Genomic DNA, 18,255 nt, shown 5'->3' on the forward strand with positions numbered 1-18,255 from the left:
GCACGTGATGGCTACCCCCGGCTTCCGGCCCACCCACGTCGTCCCCGGCCGTGGCATGCCCGCCTGGGAGACACCGGACCCCGCCCGGCCCACCGTGCCCCTCGACGCCTACCTGCCGGTCCAGCTCGTCGAACGACGCGGCGACTGGGGGCACATCCTGTGCGCCAACGGCTGGTCGGCCTGGGTCGACGGCCGCTTCCTGGTCGCCGTGCCGCAGGACCCGCCCACCGCCGACGACGGCCCGCTCGCCCGCACCGCCGACCCGCGCCCGCTGCTCGCCCGGACCGAGCGGGCGCTGACCGGGTACCGGTCCGCGGTGGAGGACCTGGCGGCCGGCGGCCTGGACGGCGAGTCCTTCCACGGCCGTACGCACGGCGTGCGGGTCGGAGTCGTCCTCGACGGGGAGTCGGTGTGGCTGTACGACGCCGAGCACGGCCGGTGGGTGTACGCGGACGGCACGCGGCTGAGCACCTACGCGACGGACGAGGCGCCCCGCGCCGAAGCGGAGCCCGGCCCCGCCCCGACCCAGGTCGTGACGCCCGATGGCCCGTGACACGAGCCTGTTCTCCGGCCGGCCCTCCGAGCTGATCGGCCGGCAGGTCGCCGGCTACCGCATCGAGCGCGAGATCGGCCGGGGCGGCATGGCGGTGGTCTACCGGGCGCGGGACCTGCGCCTGGAGCGCACCGTCGCGCTGAAACTCCTCGCCCCCGAGCTCGCCCGCAACGACACCTTCCGCCGCCGCTTCAGCCACGAGTCCCGGACCGCCGCCGCGCTCGACCACCCGCACATCGTGCCCGTCTTCGAGGCGGGCGAGACCGACGGTGTCCTGTACATCGCCATGCGCTACGTCGCCGGCAGCGACCTGCGCCACCTCCTGGACCGCGAGGGTCCGCTGCCGCCCGGGACGGCCCTGCGCATCGCCGCCCAGGTCGCCTCCGCCCTCGACGCGGCCCACGAGCACGGTCTGGTCCACCGGGACGTCAAGCCCGGCAACATCCTCGTCGCGCGCGGCACCGACAGCGACCACCCCGAGCACGTCTACCTCACCGACTTCGGCCTGACGAAGAAGTCGCTGTCCCTGACCGGCTTCACCACCGTCGGCCAGTTCGTCGGCACCCTCGACTACGTCGCCCCCGAGCAGATCTCCGGCAAGCCGGTCGACGCGCGCTGCGACGTCTACGGGTTCGCCTGCGTGGTCTACGAGTGCCTGGCGGGCCATCCGCCGTTCCGCCGCGACGACGACATGGCCCTGCTGTGGGCCCACCAGTACGACGAGCCGCCGCCCCTGACCGAGGCCCGCCCGGACCTCGCCGCGACGGTCGACGCCGTGTTCGCCGACGCGCTGGCCAAGAGCCCCGACCGGCGGCAGGACTCCTGCCTCGCCTTCGTCGCCGAACTGCGTGCCGCCGTCGCCGGGGGCACCGGGGCGGGACACGCCCCCACCGAGGTGGACCTCCGGGTCGCGGGAGCGCGGGAGGAGCCCGCCGACGCGGGGGATTCGAGGGGGCGTGCCACCGCCGAGCCGCAGTCGAAGGAGCCGTCGCGGGAGTCCGGGCGGTACGAGCCGAAGCCGCCGCCCCGCTGGGCCGAGCCGGTCTTCCGGCGCTGAACGTCGACCCGTTCAGCCCTCGGTCCGCGCCGCGACCTCGCCCCGGTGCCGCAGCGGCCGCGCCAGCAGCCCGCCGAGGAACCCGGTGACCAGCCCCCACAGCAACGCCAGCCCGAAGGCGCCCCACACCTCGGGCTTCAGGAACAGCTCGCCGGCCAGATCACCGCCGAGGTCGCCGATGCCCAGCACCGACAGGCCGTAGTGCGCGGAGATCCGGCCGACGAGGCAGATCATCAGCACCGTCAGCGCCAGCGCGACCGCCATGTGCACGGCGTGCTGCCAGGCACGGATCCGCGCCGGTGAACGCCGCGCCATCACGAACGCGGCCGCCAGCAGCAGCACCGCGTCCACGACGATCAGCCACCACACCCGCCCGTCCTGCTCGGCGAGCGTCCCGAGGTTCACCGTGGACACCTCCTTGCCGCGCAGCACCTCGTCCAGCACATGCGGCATGGGCAGCCCGAACGGCCCGTCCACCCGTCCGTTCCAGGTCGCGCCGAGCCCGATCGTGAGGGCGAACCACACCAGGTTCGGCATCCCGAGCAGGATCACCGCGAACGTCTCCGCCGCGTGCCCGCGCGTCGCCGCGACGATCAGCCCGATCACCACGCCCAGCCCGACGTACACCAGCAACAGCACCACCATGGCGTACGCGGCCGGCCGCACCGACTCCTGGAAGCGCAGCAGCCGCCCCGGCAACGGCGCCCCGCGCGAGACGAGCAGGGCCAGCACCAGCACACCCGCCAGCCACAGCAGCCCGAAGAACACGGTCGCCACCACGTCCGTGGTGAAGCCGATCTCGGGCGAGATGCCGAACAGGTCACCGAGGTCGCCGAGCACGTCCTGCCCGAGGTCGCGCAGGGACAGGGAGAAGGTCTGGCGGGCGGTGAAGGCCAGCACCAGCAGGGCGACCAGCCACAGTACGGCGATCCGGGCGGCCCACCCCGCCAGCTCCCGGGCACCGGCGACCGCCCGGTGCCGCAGCGGCCACAGGAAACCGGCGGCCAGCACGAGAGCGCCGGCGAGGGTGACGGACAGCGGGATCACGGTCAGCCCGGCATCGGACTCGGCGAGCCCTCCTGCGTTCCCCGACAGCTCGACCGTGCCGCCAACCGCCGTGACCACGGTCGCCGCGACGACCCGGGGGAAGGCGCCGTCGGGGAGGTCCGCCGCCCCGGCCGCCCACAGGCCGAGCGCCGCGACGACCACCATCGCGAGCAGCCCGGCCAGCACCACGGCGAGGGCCTGCACCCAGCCATGGGCGGCCACGGCCGGACGGGAAGGGGGCGCGACACTCACCCTGCCCACGCTAAGCAGCGCCCGCGCGGTGCGCCCGCCGGAAGGTCCGTATGCGTCGGCTTGCGGGCGGCGCGGGATCGGAACACAGAATGGGAGCGTCGCGAAACGTCATAAAAGTGGCAGGTGCGGCGAAATCGGATCAGGCGTCGCGGGAGCTCCGTACAGCGGAAGTGGTTCCCGCAGCAGGGGACTCGCAGGAGTCCCCCGTCGGGAAGAAGGCCTCGTGAGCGTCGAACCTCCGTCGTCCGACCGGCCCACAGGACCGCCCTCGGGCCCTCTGTCGGGCCCCTCCCAGCCGCCGTCCGGCCCGCCCTCGCAGCCCCCGTCCGGCGGAGGCGGTACGCCGGAGCCCGGCGGCCCCGGACCCCGACGCCCCTGGTGGCGGTCGGCGCCCCGCATCGCGGCGATCACCGCCGTGGTCGTGGCCGCCGTGGTCCTCGCCGTCGTCCTCTCCCGCGGCGACGGCGACGGCGGCACCGGGCAGAGCGGCGAGGTCTTCCTCCAGGCCGCCGACAAGACGGGCCCCGACCCCTTCACCGAGTCCACCGCCAATGACAGCTCCGCCCCGCCCGCCACCCCGTCCCCGCCCACCGGGTCGACGTCTGCGAACGAGCTGCGCGGCGTCGACGGCGGCGCCCCGGGCCTGTACGGCGGCACCCGCAACACCTCCGCCTGCGACGTGGAGAAGCAGGTCGACTTCCTCCGGTCGGCGCCGGACAAGAACAAGGCGTTCGCGTCGGTCGCCCGCGTCGGCGCCGCCGACGTCCCTGCCTACCTGCGCTCGCTCACTCCCGTCCAGCTCCGCCTGGACACCCGCGTCACCAACCACGGCTACGTCGACGGAGCCGCCACCAGCTACCAGGCCGTCCTCCAGGCGGGCACCGCGGTCCTGGTCGACGACCGCGGGGAGCCCCGGGTGCGGTGTGCCTGCGGCAACCCGCTGACCCAGCCCGTCCCCCAGCAGGGCACGCTGAAGCGGACCGGCGACTCCTGGCCGTCGTACCGCTCCTCGGACGTCGTGGTCGTGACCCCCTCGCGGACGATCATCAACGTGTTCGTCATCTACGACGCCGCCGGCGACGAGTGGGTCGCCCGCCACCGGGGCGACGACGGCGACAAGGACCGCAAGACCCACCGCCCGGCGAAGCCCACCCCGTCGGTGAGCGCCTCGACGCCGACCACGCCGACCACTGCGGAGACCTCCACGCCCGAGAACGCGACCAGCGAGCCGACCACGAGCGAACCCCCGACGACCGAGCCCGAAACGCCCGACACGTCCACCCCGCCGCCCCCTCCGGAAGAAGACACGACCACCACCTCGCAGTCGGCGCCCACCGAGGCCGCACCCCCGTCCCCGGAGCTGTGACGTACGGCGCCACCTGCACTGTGACTGCGCCGCCGCGCTCTGGGTAACAGGACAGATGCAGCAGCATCCGGCCAGTGCCGGCTTCCGAGAGAGAAACGCATGATCGAGCACGCGGACGGGGCAGTGATTCCTACTGGTTTCGACGTGCCCGTGGAACCACTGAGGCGGGCAGCGCACTACAGCGGTGAACCGGGATGCATCGCCGAGGCGCGGTCCTTCGCCGCGCTGTTCCTCGGCCGGCTCAGGACCGAGTGGTGCGCCAGCATCGGCGCGCCCGTCGAGGACAAGGTGCTCCTGGTGGTCAGCGAGCTGGTCACCAACGCCGACCGGCACAGCAACGGCCCGTACATCCTGGACCTGGAGGGCACGGACGACGCGGTGTCGGTCTGCGTGTACGACAGCAGCTCCGCCCTGCCCCGCCGTTACCCCAAGGACCCCGAGCGGGTCGGCCGGCACGGCCTGGAGATAGTCCACGCGCTCGCGGCCGAGGTCGCCGTCGAGCGCGTACCGGTCGGCAAGCGGGTACGGGCGGTGCTGCGGCTCGCCGACGAGTGAGCGGCGCGGCCGGAAATCCGGTGGCGGTCCGGATCCCGACCGCCCATGCTCGCCCGTATGACCGATGTCACGGAGCCTGAGAGGGCGCTGCCCGCACGCACCTTCGGGTGGTGGGACATGTGGGTCGCCCCCGACGACGACCCCCGCAGCGACGGCGGCTACGTCGGAGAACTCGCGACCCTCGTCGGCTACCTCGGAGACCAGCGGCTGACGTTCGAGATGAAGTGCGCAGACCTGGACGCCGAGGACATGGCCCGCCGCTCGGTCCCCCCGTCCGACCTCTCCCTGCTGGGCCTGCTGCGCCATCTCGCCGGCGTCGAACAGGCCTGGTTCCGCCGTGTCATGGCCGGGCAGGACATCCCCCGGCACTACCGCACCGAGGACGACCCCAACGGCGAGTTCACCGGCGCCGTACCCGACCCCGGCGTCGTCGCCGAGGCCTGGGCGACCTGGCGCTCGGAAGTCGCCTTCGCGGAGCGCTTCGTGGCCGAGGCACCGAGCCTCGACGTCATCGGCAACGGTGGCGACGAGCCGATCGCCCTGCGCGAACTGCTGGTCCACATGATCGAGGAGTACGCCCGGCACAACGGCCACGCCGACTTCCTGCGCGAGCGGATCGACGGGCGCGTCGGACAGTAGCCGGCCGCGATTTCCCCCAGGGCGGAACGCCGATCCCTTCCCCTCGCGCCCGGGGTTCCTAGGCTGGGAAGGTGAGCGAACAAGCGCCGAACGAAGCCCGCGTCATTCCCCTGCGCCCGCCGGTGGCCCGGCCCTCGGCCACGCGCCCGGGAACGACCCGCCCCGCGTCCGAACGCCCTGCCACCGCCCCGCCGGCGACCGCCCCACCCCGGGCAGCACCCAAGGAACCCCTCTGGCGCGACCTCGTCGGCGACGTCCTGCGCCGTGAGCGCCTCGCGCAGGAGCGGACGCTCAAGGACGTCGCCGACGCCGCCCGGATCTCGATGCCGTACCTCTCGGAGGTGGAACGCGGCCGCAAGGAGGCCTCCTCGGAGGTCCTCGCGGCCGCGGCCCACGCCCTCGGGCTCGGGCTCGGCGACCTGCTGTCGCTGGCGCAGGGCGAGCTCGGCAGGGTCACCAGCCGCCGGGTGCCGGGCGGCAGCCGCGGCAGGAAGGGTTCGTCGTACGACGGGCTGTGCCTGGCGGCGTGACGGACGTGCCGGCGCCTCAGACCCGCACGAGGCGCCGGCTCACCACCTCGTCGGCGAGGCCGTACGCGACGGCCTCCTGCGCGGTGAACACCTTGTCGCGGTCCATGTCCGCGCGCAGCGTCGCGATGTCGTGACGGGTGTGGCGGGCCAGCACCTCCTCGACCTGCGAGCGGATCCGGACCATCTCCTTGGCCTGGAGGGCGAGGTCGGAGATCTGGCCCCGGCTGCCCCCGGCGGCGGGCTGGCCGAGCAGCACGCGCGCGTGCTCCAGCACGAACCGCCGCCCAGGATCCCCTCCGGCCAGCAGAACGGCGGCCGTGGAGGCGGCCTGCCCCACGCAGAACGTGGAGATCGGCGCCTGCACGTACGTCATCGTGTCGTAGATGGCCATGAGCGAAGTGAACGAGCCGCCGGGGGAGTTGATGTAGATCGCGATCTCGTTCTCCGGCGCCGAGGACTCCAGGTGCAGGAGCTGCGCGATGACGACGTTGGCGACGCCGTCGTCGATCTCGGTGCCGAGGAAGATGATCCGCTCCGACAGCAGCCGGCTGAACACGTCCGAGGAGCGCTCGCCGTGCGCGGTCCGCTCGATCACGTACGGAATCGTGTAGTTCCCCATGTCACAGCCCCATCCGTCGCTTCGAGGCGGCCGGGCGGACGTCCGCGAGGGACTCCAGGACCCGGTCCACCATGCCGTACTCCCTGGCCTCCTCGGCCGTGAACCAGCGGTCCCGGTCACCGTCCCGGGCGATGGCCTCCGGGGTCTGGCCGGTGTTCTCGGCGATGAGCCGTTCCATGGTCACCTTGGTGTGGTCCAGGTTCTCCGCCTGGATCTCGATGTCGGCGGTGGTGCCGCCGATGCCCGCGGACCCTTGGTGCATCATGATCCGGGCGTTCGGCAGGGCGTACCGCTTGCCGGGCGTGCCGCCGCAGAGCAGGAACTGGCCCATGCTGGCTGCGAATCCCATGGCGAGGGTCGACACGTCGTTCGGGATCAGCCGCATGGTGTCGTAGACGGCGAGCCCCGCGTGCACCGAGCCGCCCGGGCTGTTGATGTACAGGCTGATGTCGGTGCGCGGGTCCTCCGCCGACAGCAGGAGCAGCTGGGCGCAGATCCGGTTCGCGGACGCCTCGGTGACCTCGGTGCCGAGGAACACGATGCGCTGGCCGAGCAGTTGGGCGGCGAGATGGTCGTCGAACCGCGTCGGCGGGGCGTCGCCCTCCTCGGCACGCGGCGCGAGCGTCGAGAGTGGAGTCATCGGTTCTCCTCGTGGTGATGGATGCCGGTGACTCCACTGTTGACCTCGGGCGATGCCGACGGCGGATTTCTCTGCCCTCGGCAGATCAGCTGACGGCAGAGCCGTCCCGCAGCTGCCGGAAGAACGCCCGTACGTCGTCCACCAGCAGATCCGGTTCCTCCATGGCCGGGAAGTGCCCGCCCCGGTCGAACTCGGTCCAGCGCACCAGGTTCTCGGTGCGCCGCGCCTTGTGCCGGAGCGGGATCTGCGGTTCGGCGGGGAAGAGCGCGAGCGCGGTGGGCGCGGCGGACGGCTCGGAGGGCTTCGCCACCCGGTCCTGCGGGTGGGCCCGCTCGTAGTAGATGCGGGCGGACGAACCGGCGGTCCCGGTCAGCCAGTACAGCATCACGTTGGTGAGCATCCGGTCCCGGTCGACGGCCTCCTCCGGCAGCTCCTCGGAGTCCGTCCACTCCCTGAACTTCTCCACGATCCAGGCGAGTTGACCCACCGGCGAGTCCGTGAGCCCGTACGCGAGGGTCTGCGGCCGGGTGGCCTGCTGGTGGTAGTAGCCGATCCCGTCACGCGACCACGCCGCCCAACGGCGCCACGAGGCGAGTGCTTGCTCCCGCTCCTCGGGGCTCAGCGCTTCGAGTTGCTCCGGCGTCGGCTCGGTGGCCGCCTGAGCGCCCGGCAGCAGATTGAGATGCACGCCCATGACACGCTCGGAGTGCGCCCGCCCCAGCTCACGGGAGATGGCCGCGCCCCAGTCGCCGCCCTGGGCGCCGAACCGCTCGTAGCCGAGCCGGCGCATCAGCTCGGCCCACGCGTCGGCGATGCGGCCCGCCTCCCAGCCCGGCTCCGTCGTCGGCCCGGACAGCCCGAACCCCGGAATGCTCGGTACCACCACATGGAAGGCGTCCGCCGGATCGCCCCCGTGCGCGGCCGGGTCGGCCAGCGGGCCCACCACGTCGAGGAACTCCACGATCGACCCGGGCCAGCCGTGCGTGATGATCAGCGGCGTGGCGTCCGGCTCGGGCGAGCGGACGTGCGCGAAATGCACGTTCGCCCCGTCGATCGTGGTCGTGAACTGCGGCCACTCGTTCAGCAGCGCCTCGGCGGCACGCCAGTCGTAGACGTGCCGCCAGTGCCGTACGAGATCGCGCAGATAGTCCGTCGGCACGCCGTACGCCCACCCCGAACCGGGGATCTCCTCGGGCCAGCGGGTGCGGTCGAGTCGGTCGTGCAGATCGTCGAGGTCGCTCTGCGGGATGTCGAGGCGGAAGGGACGGACGCTGTCCTGGGGCGATGACGTCATGCCCGGATGCTAGTTCGTGTGGGTGTACCGGCCACCTGAATTGGGCGAGGCCCTGAGCGATGAGTTTCGCGGCGCGGACCGGTCGACACACATGACAGCGGATCCACGCCCCAGGAGGTACTCATGGCAACCGACGGTTTCACCACGTGTCTCTGGTACGACGGCCAGGCCGAGGAGGCCGCCCACTTCTACGTATCGGTCTTCAAGAACTCCAGCATCGGCAAGATCGCCCGCTATCCCGAGGGCGCGATGCAGCCCGCCGGCAGCGTGATGACCGTCGAGTTCACGGCCAACGGCCACAAGTTCCTCGGCCTCAACGGCGGCCCCGAGTTCAAGTTCACCGAGGCGACCTCCTTCATGATCTTCTGCGAGAACCAGGAGGAGATCGACCACTACTGGACCAAGCTCACCGAGAACGGCGGCGAGCCCGGCCCCTGCGGCTGGCTCAAGGACCGGTTCGGGGTGTCCTGGCAGGTCGTCCCCGACCGGCTCGACGCGATGATCACCGACCCGGACCCGGCCAAGGCCGCCCGTGTCACCAAGGCGTTCATGTCGATGCACAAGTTCGACATCGCCGCCCTGGAGAAGGCCTACGCCGGGGAGTGAGCCCCGCCTGCTACGGGTTCTCGCGGATCACCCGGGTGATCTCCAGGGCGATCCGCAGGATCCCGGGCGAGCGGACCGGGCACGGCTTCGGCGTCGAGGTCGTGGGCGTCAGACAGAAGTGCAGGTAGTCGTCGTCGCGATGCAGGGCCGTGCGGTCCCGGCCCGGTTGGGTGCAGTACTCGTCGTGCGCGTGCTCGTACGCCGTGCACGGCAGGTACTGGACCCAGGAGTACCGCGCCCCGGCCCCGCTCACCGCCCTGCCCGCGTCGGCGACCAGTTCCCCGGAGGCGGCGGCCTGTTCCTCGTACAGGGCGTTGACGCGCCGGACCCGGTCGGGAGTGATCGGGTCCGGGCCCTGGAGCACCCAGACGATCCGCGCGTCCCCGGCGCCGGCGATCTGGTCGGCGAGCCGCTTCATGTCGGCCGCGTACCGTTCGAAGTACCGCTGCGGGGAGGCGTCATGGGTGATGCCGTCCATGCACGGCGTGTAGCCCCAGGCGTTGCCCCAGAACTGGAGCACCACGAAGTCCGGCCGCAGCCGGCGCACCAGGGCGGCAGCCTTGTCCCCGTCCGGCACGAGGGAGCGCTCGCCCGTGCCCTCCAGGTAGTCGCACAGGGTGGTGCCCGAGTAGGGCGCGCTCGTGTACGTCGCCCGCAGTTCCCCGCGTAACTCCTGGCCGAGCACCTTCTGCGCCTCCATCGCGAGCGAGTCGCCGAGGTACAGCACGCTCGGTGCCTTCGCCGGGGGAGCACTCGGAGCCGCACTGGGCGATGCCGAGGCCGGCGCGCGCTGCTGTGTGGTGACCGACGCCCGCGGCACCTCCGGAGGCGGCGCGGCCTCCGCCCCGGACGACGGATCCCCGCACCCACCGAGCAGCACGGCTGCCAGCAGCACCCCCACGATCCACGGCTTGCGCATACGGCGACTCCCGCCCCGGACACCGAAAACGGCTCCCCAGGCAAGCACGGCCGGGCCCAAGGGGGAAGACACGCGTCGGCCACGGAACACCCGTGGCCGACGCGCGTCCGGTCGTCGCTCAGACGCGGTCCGCCGCGATCAGCAGGTACTGGAAACTGCCGTTGCGGTACGCGTCGATGAACGTGTCCTCGATCCCGGTCACCAGGTGATCCGCCTCGCGCCGCAACTCCCAGTAGGGGATGGCCGCCTCCGTCAGATCCTCCACATGGACCGGTACGAGGCGGTTGCGGGCCATCGCGCGGAAGTACTCCGAGCGCGGGTGGATGTCGCAGATGTAGTGGGCGTTGATGAGGGACACCTCGCGCGAGGCGCGCCCGTAGGTGTCGTTGTAGCAGCCGGTGATCACCACGTAGCGGCCGCCGCGGCGCAGCAGCCGGGCGTGCTCGGCGAACAGCAGGTCGAGCTCGACGTACATGGTGGACTCGTTGTTCCAGGACGCCGCGTACGCCCCGGACTCCAGCCCGGTGTCCAGCATGTTGCGGTGGTGGTAGCGCACCCGGCCGTCGATGCCCCGCTTGCGGGCCTGCGCGTTCGCGAACTCGGCCTGCTTCTCGGAGATGGTGACGCCGTCGGCGTGGCAGCCGTAGCGCAGATTGGCCACGACACTGCCGCCGCCGCGCCCGCAGCCGGCGTCGAAGACGCGGTCGGCGGGGGACAGCGGACCGAGGGTCCCGGCGAGCAGCTCTGCCTGGGCGTGTTCCAGCCGGTGCAGTTCGGCGGTGACGCGCTCACGGCGCAGTTCGGGATCGGGTTCGTCGAGCACGGAGCGGTCGGCGTTCCCGATGCCGTAGTGGTGGTGGTACAGGTCGTCGAGCTTTCCGAGTTCGAGGTTGACCGGGTTCTCCTCGGCGTTCCAGTAGTCCGCGACGCGGTTCTGGTACGTGGACTGGGTCGGCACCGACTTGGCCTTGGTGCCGGCTTCGGGGGCGATGGTCAACTGTGACTCCTCGTGCTGGTGCATGTGACGTTCTGTCATGAGATGGCGCTTTACCAGTAGTTGGGCAGGTGGTAGCGGTGCGTGTTGGTGGCGTGCCACTCGTGGTTCCCGGCCACCCAGTCGTCCAGGCCCCGGGCGTAGCGCTCGACGAGCGGCGAGGTGGCGGCGAGCACCGCGGACTCCTCCTCGAACGCCGCCATGATCTGGTTGTGGATCTCGACCGCCTTCAGATAGGCGGCCTTGAGCCCGCAGCGCTCGTTGGCCGCGACGACCTGCGGCAGGTTCAGATGGGTGGGGTCGCTCGCCAGTTCCTTGGTGAAGGAGTACAGGTCGTTGACGATCGTGGTGGCGTTGCAGGCGAGCGCGGTGATCCGCTGGATCTCCGGGCGGGCGTACAGCGCCTCGGGCAGTTCGTAGCCGTCGATGGCGTCGACGATCGACAGACAGGGCCGGAAGTTGTTGAACTGCCGCATCACCAGGTACTCCCACACCCGGGGGACGTACCGCGTCTCGCTCCAGGCCGCCTCGGCGAGGTAGCCCATGTGCAGCCGGGCGAGGTCGTGCACGAGCCGGTCGGTCTGGCTCGGCGTCGCGACGGCCGCGTAGTCCTTCAGCGCCCAGTGGTACGAGCGCAGCGGACCGTCCGCCTGCATGCCGTGCGCCCACTCCTCCTGGAACTCGGGCGTGGCGTGGAACGGATCCAGTGCCGACTGGGCCATGATCAGCCGCCCGCCCAGGCCGCTGCGGGTCGCGCCCCTGCCCTCGTCCTCCTCGCAGTAGCAGCTGTCGACGATGTTCTCCGCCAGCAGCAGCTTCCCGGCCGCCGTCAGCCGGTCCAGGTCGGCGCCGGCCGGATGCTGGAGCACCACGGCCCGCCCGAACTGGAAACCCGAGAAGTCCCCCGACCAGGCCGGCGGGAACAGGTCGAGACGGCGGGCCCACTCCTCCAGCCTGCGGTCGACCTCCGTGACCTTCTCCGGGTCGGCCGGGCCCACCTGCCGGTAGTGCAGCCCCGGGATCGCGCCGCCGCGCCGCGACTGAAGACTCCGGGCGAGGTTCGGCGGGCCGGGGAGGGCCCAGGTGGAAGCGGTCGTACTCATCGCGTTCTCCGCGGGCTCACTCAGCGGTCCGGCCGATCTGGGCGTTCTCGAGGATCCCGACCGCGTCGGGCACGAGGATCGCCATCGAGTAGTAGGCGGTGACGAGATAGCGGATGATCGAGTTGGCGTCGATCCCCATGAACCGCACGTTCAGGCCCGGCTGGTACTCCTCCGGGATCCCGGTCTGGTACAGCCCGATGGCGCCCTGGTCGCCCTCACCGGTACGCAGCGCGATGATGCTGCTGGTGTGCTGCGCACTGATCGGGATCTTGTTGCAGGGGAAGATCGGAACGCCACGCCAGGCGGGGATCTCGTGCCCGTCGACATTCGCCGTACCGGGCACCAGTCCGCGCCGGTTGCACTGCCGGAAGAACGCCGAGATCGCCTTCGGATGGGCGACGAACAGCTTGGTCTTGCGGCGCATCGACAGCAGCTCGTCCATGTCGTCCGGCGTCGGCGGCCCGGTGAAGGTGCTGATCCGCTGCCCGTAGTCGGCGCTGTGCAACAGCCCGAAGTCCCGGTTGTTGACCAGCTCCCACTCCTGGCGCTCGCGGATCTCCTCGATGGTCAGCCTCAGTTGCTGCTCGGTCTGGTCCATCGGGTTGTTGAACAGGTCGGCGACCCTCGTGTGCACCCGCAGCACGGTCTGGGTGAGCGACAGCTCGTACTCGCGCGGGGCGAGGTCGTAGTCGACGTAGCCGCCGCCGATGGTCGGCTCGCCGACATGGCCGGCCTGTACCGGCACATCGGCCTCGCCCTTGCGGTTCATGGGCAGTTGCTGGCGCTCGGCGTACGCCGACAGGTGCTCCGCGAGGGACGGCGCCCGGTCGGTGAGCTCCTGGACCACCGTCCAGGGCAGCACCATCAGCACGCCCGCGGTCTCTGCGCGCACCGAACTCAGCCACAGCGGGTCGGGCTGGCCGATGGCCTCGTCGCCGATCTGGTCGCCGCCGGTGACGATGCCGACGATCTCCTCCTCGCCGTACTTGCCCTCGGTGAAGCGGGTGAAGCGGCCGTGCACGACGAGGTAGGCCTCGTGGATCGGCTGCCCGGCCTCCACGAGCACCTGACCGGCCCGGATCTCGCGCACCCGGAACCGGCTCGCGATCTCCTTCAGGACCTCCGTGTCGGAGTAGCCCCGCAGGACGGGCAGTTCGGTGAGCGTCTGCGGGATGACCTTGATGTCGTCGGCGCCGTTCTGCTCGAACTGCACCCGGCCGCGGCCGACACGCAGTTGCAGACGCCGGTTGACCCGGTAGGTGCCGCCCTTGACGTCGACCCAGGGGAGCATCTTCAGCAGCCATCGCGAGGAGATGGCCTGCATCTGTGGTTCGGACTTGGTGGTCGTGGCGAGCTGGCGCGCCGCCTGGGTGCTGAGACTGGTCAGTGGTCCGTCGGTGGTGGGGGCGGGTTCGTCGGCGGCGGGGCCGGCGGCGCTCTCGGATACGGACACGTGATCCCTTCCTGGAGGGTGAACAGCAGTGCACAAAGTGGTCGGTGACGACGGCAGTCTCCGGACGCGAACACGGCTGCCCCGTGACACGGATGGGCCGTACGCGTCGCAGGGACAAGCCAAACAGCGGGGGCGGTTCGCCCGGTACGGCGTGAAGGGGGCGGTTTCGTACACCTGGGTGGTGTAAACCCTTTGTTGAAGCGGAGTGATCACGTCCGAGTGCTCCCACGCCGGGAGGGAACGTGCGCCAAAGGGGCGCGGGGAACCGCGCGACCAGCCACAATGGCGCCGCAGACGACGAACCGCACACCCTGCGGAGCGTTGGTCTCAGGACAGGTCGTTCACCAGCACGGCGGCCCCGTCGAACCGACCCGCCTCGAGATCACGCAGCGCCTCGTCCGCCCGCGACAGCGGATAGGCGTGCGTCGTCGCGTGCACGGAGTGCCCCGCCGCCAGCGCCAGGAACTCACGGGCGTCCTCGCGCGTGTTGGAGGTGACGCTGCGCACCTGCTTCTCGTAGAAGAGCTCGCTCTCGTAGCGCAGCACCGGGATGTCGCTGAGGTGGATCCCGGCGACCGCCAGCGTCCCGCCCCGGTCCAGGGCCCGCAGCGCGACCGGGACCAGCTCGCCGGCGGGCGCGAACAGGATCGCGCTGTCCAGCGGCTCCGGCGGCATCGCGTACGCGTCCCCGGCCGAGGCGGCACCCAGATCCAGCGCCAGCCGCCGTGCGTCGGCGCCGCGCGTGAGGACGTGCACCGTGGCGCCCTCGGCGAGCGCGACCTGCGCGCACAGATGAGCGCTGCCCCCGAAGCCGTACAGCCCGAGCCGCCCGCCCGGCGGCAGTGCCGAGCGGCGCAGCGCGCGGTATCCGATGATCCCGGCGCACAGCAGCGGCGCGAGCGAAATGTCGTCCAGGGCGCCGGGCAGGCGGTGGGCGAACGAGGCCGGCACGGTCGTGTACTCGGCGTATCCGCCGTCGGCGTCCCAGCCCGTGTAGACGGAGGCCGGGCACAGGTTCTCCGCCCCGCGCAGGCAGTAGCCGCAGGTGCCGTCTGTCCGCCGCAGCCAGGCCACGCCGACCCGCTCCCCGACGTCGAAGCCGGTCACCGCGGAGCCGAGGCCCGCTACCACGCCGACGACCTCGTGCCCGGGCGTCACACCGGGCCGGTGCACCGGCAGATCGCCCTCGGTGACATGCAGATCGGTACGGCACACCCCGCACGTCCGCACCCGCACCAGCAGCTCGTCGTCCCCGGGCACCGGAACCGGCTTCTCCACCAGCCGCAGCGGCCCCGCCCCGACCGGCCCCGGTTCGAGAACCGACCATGCCCGCATCGTCGCGCCCGCCATACCGAGTCCCGTCCGCCGTCCGGCCGCTCTCCCCTCCAGTCTGGAACGGAACCAGGCATTCGGCGCGCGGCCCGACGGCCCGGTGACTAGCGTAAGAATCCGGACAACTCACCGAGCCGGGAGAGGGCCGCAGCCATGGCCGCGAAACCTGAAGGAACCCCCATCTGGGCCGACGCGATGTTCAGCGACATCGAGGGAGCCAAGAACTTCTACGGCGACGTCCTCGGCTGGACGTTCGGCGAGTCTTCGTCGGAGTACGGCAACTACACACAGGCCTACGCGAACGAGAAGGCGGCCGCGGCGGTCGTGCCGCCCATGCCCGGCCAGGAGGGCCAGTCGCAGTGGTGCCTCTACTTCGCCACCTCCGACGCCGCCGCCACCGCCACCAGGATCCGTGAGAACGGCGGCGAGATCCTGATGGAGCCGATGGCGGTCGGCGACTTCGGCAGCATGTGCCTGGCCCGCGAGCCCGGCGGCGCCGTCTTCGGGCTGTGGCAGCCCGGCACGCACGAGGGCTTCGAGGCTCCGATGGAGGAGCCGGGCGCGTACTGCTGGGGCGAGGTCTTCACACGTGAGCGCGAAAAGCCGGACACGTTCTTCCCGGCGGTCTTCGGGTACGGCGCGAAACAGATGGAGGACGACGCGGTCGACTTCCGGATCTACTCCATCGGCGAGGACATGGTTCTCGGCCGGATGGTGATGACCGACGAGTTCCCGCCCGAGGTCCCCTCCTACATCAACGTCTATTTCACGGTCGAGAACTGCGACGACGCGGTGGCCCGCGCCACCAAGCAGGGTGCCGTGCTCCGCTTCGGCCCGATGACCTCGCCGTTCGGCAGGTTCGCGGCGCTCAGCGACCCGCAGGGCGCCAACTTCTCGGTGATCGACGTCACCACGACCGAGGGCGAGATGCCGAAGACCACCGACGTCCCGTGATCGACGGCTGACCAGGACCGGACAGGACCGATCGGCGATCGCACCCGCGACCGGTCGGCCCGCCGGCCCATGGCATGATCGGGCGCATGCTTGAACGTGTTGTGGCCGCGTGCGACGGGGCTTCCAAGGGAAACCCAGGGCCGGCGGGCTGGGCGTGGGTCGTCGCCGACGAGTCGGAGACCCCGGCCCGCTGGGAGGCGGGTCCGCTCGGCAAGGCCACCAACAACGTCGCGGAACTGACCGCGCTGGAACGGCTCCTCACGGCGATCGACCCGGGTGTACCGCTGGAGATCCGCATGGACTCGCAGTACGCCATGAAGGCCGTCACCACCTGGCTGCCGGGCTGGAAGCGCAACGGCTGGAAGACGTCCGCGGGCAAGCCCGTCGCCAACCAGGACCTGGTCGTGCGCATCGACGAGCTGCTCGACGGCCGCAAGGTCGAGTTCCGTTACGTCCCCGCCCACCAGGTCGACGGCGACCCGCTCAACGACTTCGCCGACCGCGCCGCCAGCCAGGCCGCCACCGTGCAGGAGTCCGCGGGCAGCGAACTCGGCTCGCCGCAGCCGCCGCCCTCCCCGGACACCCCGCAGACCAAGGCACCCCGCCGCAAGGCCGCCGCCGCCCGGAAGAACGGCAGCTCCTCGCGGACCATCAAGGCCAAGTTCCCCGGCCGCTGCCTCTGCGGCCGCGGCTACGCGGCGGGCGAGCAGATCGCCAAGAACGCGCAGGGCTGGGGCCACCCGGAGTGCCGCACCGCCGACGCCTGACCGGCCGGCCCGGCGGGGCTCAGGCCGCGTCGAAGGTGTAGTGCGCGGTGTGGTCCAGCAGATCCGCGGGGCGCACGTCGTTCCACGGCTTCATCGTGTCGCCCAGATCGATCACGTTCGGCGTCCCGGCGGTCGGCAGATAGCCGGAGCCGGGGTGGCGCCGCTGCCAGTCCGCCCACAGTTTGTCGATGTAGGCGTGGTGCAGCCAGAACACCGGGTCGTTGGGCGACGCGCCGGTGGCCATCTGCCCGCCGACCCACACATGGACGCGGTTGTGCAGATTGACCCCGCGCCAGCCTTCGAGGTGGTTGCGGAAGCCGTCCGAGGCGCTGTTCCAGGGCGCCATGTCGTACGTCGGCATGGCCAGCACGGACTCCACCTCGGCCGGGGTGGGCAGGTCCCGTACGGCAGTGCCGAGCGAGCGGCGCAGGAACGTACGGCCGTCCACGCGCACCTTGATCGGCCAGTTCCCGCCGGACGCCGCGAACGGCCCGTCCAGCACCTGTCCGTCGCGGCTGCGCCCGGTGCCGCCCATGAAGTCGGGCGCCCAGAGCGAGGACCGTATCGAGCGGTCGGTGCTCCAGTCCCAGTACGGCAGCGCGACCGAGGCGTCCACCTCCTGCAAGGCGCGCTCGAACTCGAGCAGGAATCTGCGGTGCCAGGGCAGGAACGACGGTGACCGGTGGCCGGTGCGCTCGCCGTTGTCGGTGTCGCCGACGATGAAGGCGTTGTGGGTCGTGACGAAGGAGTCGTAGCGGCCGCTGCGCTTCAACTCCAGGAGGGCGGCGACGAATCGGCGCTTCTCGTCGGCGGTCAGGACGGCCTGGTTCTTGCGGACGGTCATGGTTGCGGGTGCTCCAGAGTGCGGGTTACGGCGGTTCAGTTGGCGGGGAAGGGCAGCAGGGCCGCGCCCTGGAGCTCGTCCACGGCGGCGCGGGCGGCGGCCCGCGGGGTGGGCACCGGGTCGTAGTGGCTGACGACGCTGATCCAGGTGCCGTCGGCGTTGGGCATCACATGCAGCTCGACGTCGTCGACGAACACGGCGTAGCCGCCGCCGTGATGCTGGTGGGCGCCGCCGGAGGCGGGCCGGCCCTGTATCCGGCGGCCCTTGTAGACCTCGTCGAAGGGCGCCGGGGAGTGCCGGCCGTGCTCCTCGTGGCCGGTGTGCTCCGGGTGCCGGCTCTGTCCGGAGGCGGACGCGGCGGGGGCGTTGAGCGTCTGGACGAGGGCGCCGGCGCCGGCGGCGGTGGCGAGGGCGGCCGTGGCGGTGAGCGCGCGGCGACGGCTGAGTTCCGGCATACGGATCTCCCGGGTGGGTTCGATGGTGCGTTCGGGTGCTGACTCCGCATACCTATCGGGCCCCATGAGAGCGGGAGAAATCGGTCGGGAGCGGTTGACTTCGATCCGGACAAGTGGCTACATGTCGTGCAAGCTTGAACAGAGATGATCTTGCTGCGAGTGGCCTCCCCGTGTGCCCGGAACGGGTAATTCCTTCTCGCTGGAGCCGCGTTCCCGGTGGTCCTTGGCGGGCGGATGTGGTGCCAGTGGTGTGTCTCACCCTTTGAAGCTGGCGCG

General features: G+C 71.4%; 20 protein-coding genes. 9 read left to right on the forward strand and 11 right to left on the reverse strand.

Annotated elements, in window-relative coordinates; translation table 11 throughout:
- The first annotated feature begins 7 nt into the window (after positions 1-7).
- Positions 8-553 (forward strand): SH3 domain-containing protein, encoded by a 546-nt coding sequence (locus tag CP983_RS40835; RefSeq protein WP_150505443.1) that lies wholly within the window; start codon positions 8-10, stop codon positions 551-553.
- Entirely contained in the window at positions 543-1,610 is a 1,068-nt protein-coding gene (locus tag CP983_RS40840; protein ID WP_150505445.1) for a serine/threonine-protein kinase, read from the forward strand. The genes CP983_RS40835 and CP983_RS40840 overlap by 11 nt, the downstream gene beginning before the upstream one ends.
- Positions 1,611-1,622: 12 nt before the next feature.
- On the opposite strand, the gene CP983_RS40845 is transcribed toward CP983_RS40840, so the two are convergent.
- Positions 1,623-2,909, reverse strand: a complete 1,287-nt coding sequence (locus CP983_RS40845) for a streptophobe family protein (protein ID WP_150505447.1) — start codon at positions 2,907-2,909, stop codon at positions 1,623-1,625.
- A 223-nt stretch (positions 2,910-3,132) separates the two neighbouring features.
- Between CP983_RS40845 and CP983_RS40850 the strand changes: the two genes are divergently transcribed.
- The 4 genes from CP983_RS40850 (at position 3,133) to CP983_RS45025 (ending at position 5,999) form a co-directional block, all read left to right on the forward strand.
- Positions 3,133-4,275 (forward strand): DUF6777 domain-containing protein, encoded by a 1,143-nt coding sequence (locus tag CP983_RS40850; protein WP_150505449.1) that lies wholly within the window; start codon positions 3,133-3,135, stop codon positions 4,273-4,275.
- Between the two features lie 99 nt (positions 4,276-4,374).
- Positions 4,375-4,830, forward strand: a complete 456-nt coding sequence (locus tag CP983_RS40855) for an ATP-binding protein (protein WP_125530028.1) — start codon at positions 4,375-4,377, stop codon at positions 4,828-4,830.
- A gap of 57 nt (positions 4,831-4,887) precedes the next feature.
- On the forward strand, positions 4,888-5,469 hold the full coding sequence (locus tag CP983_RS40860; protein WP_229915080.1) for a DinB family protein: 582 nt from the start codon (positions 4,888-4,890) through the stop codon (positions 5,467-5,469).
- A 71-nt stretch (positions 5,470-5,540) separates the two neighbouring features.
- On the forward strand, positions 5,541-5,999 hold the full coding sequence (locus CP983_RS45025; protein WP_150505451.1) for a helix-turn-helix domain-containing protein: 459 nt from the start codon (positions 5,541-5,543) through the stop codon (positions 5,997-5,999).
- Between the two features lie 16 nt (positions 6,000-6,015).
- Here the strand turns inward: CP983_RS45025 and CP983_RS40870 are convergent, their stop codons facing one another.
- The 3 genes from CP983_RS40870 to CP983_RS40880 form a co-directional block, all read right to left on the reverse strand.
- Positions 6,016-6,618, reverse strand: coding sequence for a ClpP family protease (locus CP983_RS40870; protein WP_150505453.1), 603 nt, complete (start codon positions 6,616-6,618; stop codon positions 6,016-6,018).
- A 1-nt stretch (position 6,619) separates the two neighbouring features.
- On the reverse strand, positions 6,620-7,258 hold the full coding sequence (locus tag CP983_RS40875) for a ClpP family protease (protein WP_150505455.1): 639 nt from the start codon (positions 7,256-7,258) through the stop codon (positions 6,620-6,622).
- Between the two features lie 85 nt (positions 7,259-7,343).
- Positions 7,344-8,552, reverse strand: a complete 1,209-nt coding sequence (locus tag CP983_RS40880) for an epoxide hydrolase family protein (protein WP_150505457.1) — start codon at positions 8,550-8,552, stop codon at positions 7,344-7,346.
- Between the two features lie 123 nt (positions 8,553-8,675).
- Here CP983_RS40880 and CP983_RS40885 point away from each other — a divergent pair, with 123 nt between their 5' ends.
- The gene (locus CP983_RS40885) at positions 8,676-9,158 is read left to right on the forward strand and encodes a VOC family protein (RefSeq protein ID WP_107909786.1); all 483 of its coding nucleotides are present in this window, start codon (positions 8,676-8,678) and stop codon (positions 9,156-9,158) included.
- Between the two features lie 10 nt (positions 9,159-9,168).
- Here the strand turns inward: CP983_RS40885 and CP983_RS40890 are convergent, their stop codons facing one another.
- The 5 genes from CP983_RS40890 to CP983_RS40915 form a co-directional block, all read right to left on the reverse strand.
- Positions 9,169-10,077, reverse strand: coding sequence for an SGNH/GDSL hydrolase family protein (locus tag CP983_RS40890; protein WP_150505459.1), 909 nt, complete (start codon positions 10,075-10,077; stop codon positions 9,169-9,171).
- A gap of 118 nt (positions 10,078-10,195) precedes the next feature.
- Entirely contained in the window at positions 10,196-11,074 is an 879-nt protein-coding gene (locus CP983_RS40895) for a geranyl diphosphate 2-C-methyltransferase (protein WP_150507183.1), read from the reverse strand.
- Positions 11,075-11,124: 50 nt separating this feature from the next.
- The gene (locus CP983_RS40900; protein WP_268256310.1) at positions 11,125-12,198 is read right to left on the reverse strand and encodes a family 2 encapsulin nanocompartment cargo protein terpene cyclase; all 1,074 of its coding nucleotides are present in this window, start codon (positions 12,196-12,198) and stop codon (positions 11,125-11,127) included.
- Positions 12,191-13,627, reverse strand: coding sequence for a family 2B encapsulin nanocompartment shell protein (locus tag CP983_RS40905; RefSeq protein ID WP_125528409.1), 1,437 nt, complete (start codon positions 13,625-13,627; stop codon positions 12,191-12,193). Before CP983_RS40905 ends, CP983_RS40900 begins: the two co-directional genes overlap by 8 nt.
- A 327-nt stretch (positions 13,628-13,954) precedes the next feature.
- Entirely contained in the window at positions 13,955-14,962 is a 1,008-nt protein-coding gene (locus tag CP983_RS40915; RefSeq protein WP_189749118.1) for a zinc-binding alcohol dehydrogenase family protein, read from the reverse strand.
- Positions 14,963-15,112: 150 nt separating this feature from the next.
- Between CP983_RS40915 and CP983_RS40920 the strand changes: the two genes are divergently transcribed.
- Entirely contained in the window at positions 15,113-15,913 is an 801-nt protein-coding gene (locus CP983_RS40920) for a VOC family protein (RefSeq protein WP_150505465.1), read from the forward strand.
- 74 nt (positions 15,914-15,987) lie between these two features.
- The gene (locus CP983_RS40925) at positions 15,988-16,680 is read left to right on the forward strand and encodes a ribonuclease H family protein (protein WP_150505467.1); all 693 of its coding nucleotides are present in this window, start codon (positions 15,988-15,990) and stop codon (positions 16,678-16,680) included.
- Between the two features lie 19 nt (positions 16,681-16,699).
- On the opposite strand, the gene melC2 is transcribed toward CP983_RS40925, so the two are convergent.
- Together melC2 and melC1 are read right to left on the reverse strand one after the other, a co-directional pair.
- Positions 16,700-17,524 (reverse strand): tyrosinase MelC2, encoded by an 825-nt coding sequence (melC2, locus tag CP983_RS40930; protein WP_030962410.1) that lies wholly within the window; start codon positions 17,522-17,524, stop codon positions 16,700-16,702.
- 35 nt (positions 17,525-17,559) lie between these two features.
- A complete protein-coding gene (melC1, locus tag CP983_RS40935) occupies positions 17,560-17,979 on the reverse strand; it encodes an apotyrosinase chaperone MelC1 (protein WP_150505469.1) in 420 nt (139 codons plus the stop codon).
- Positions 17,980-18,255 lie beyond the last annotated feature (276 nt).

Source organism: Streptomyces chartreusis (assembly GCF_008704715.1).
GTDB classification, from domain to species: Bacteria; Actinomycetota; Actinomycetes; order Streptomycetales; family Streptomycetaceae; genus Streptomyces; species Streptomyces chartreusis.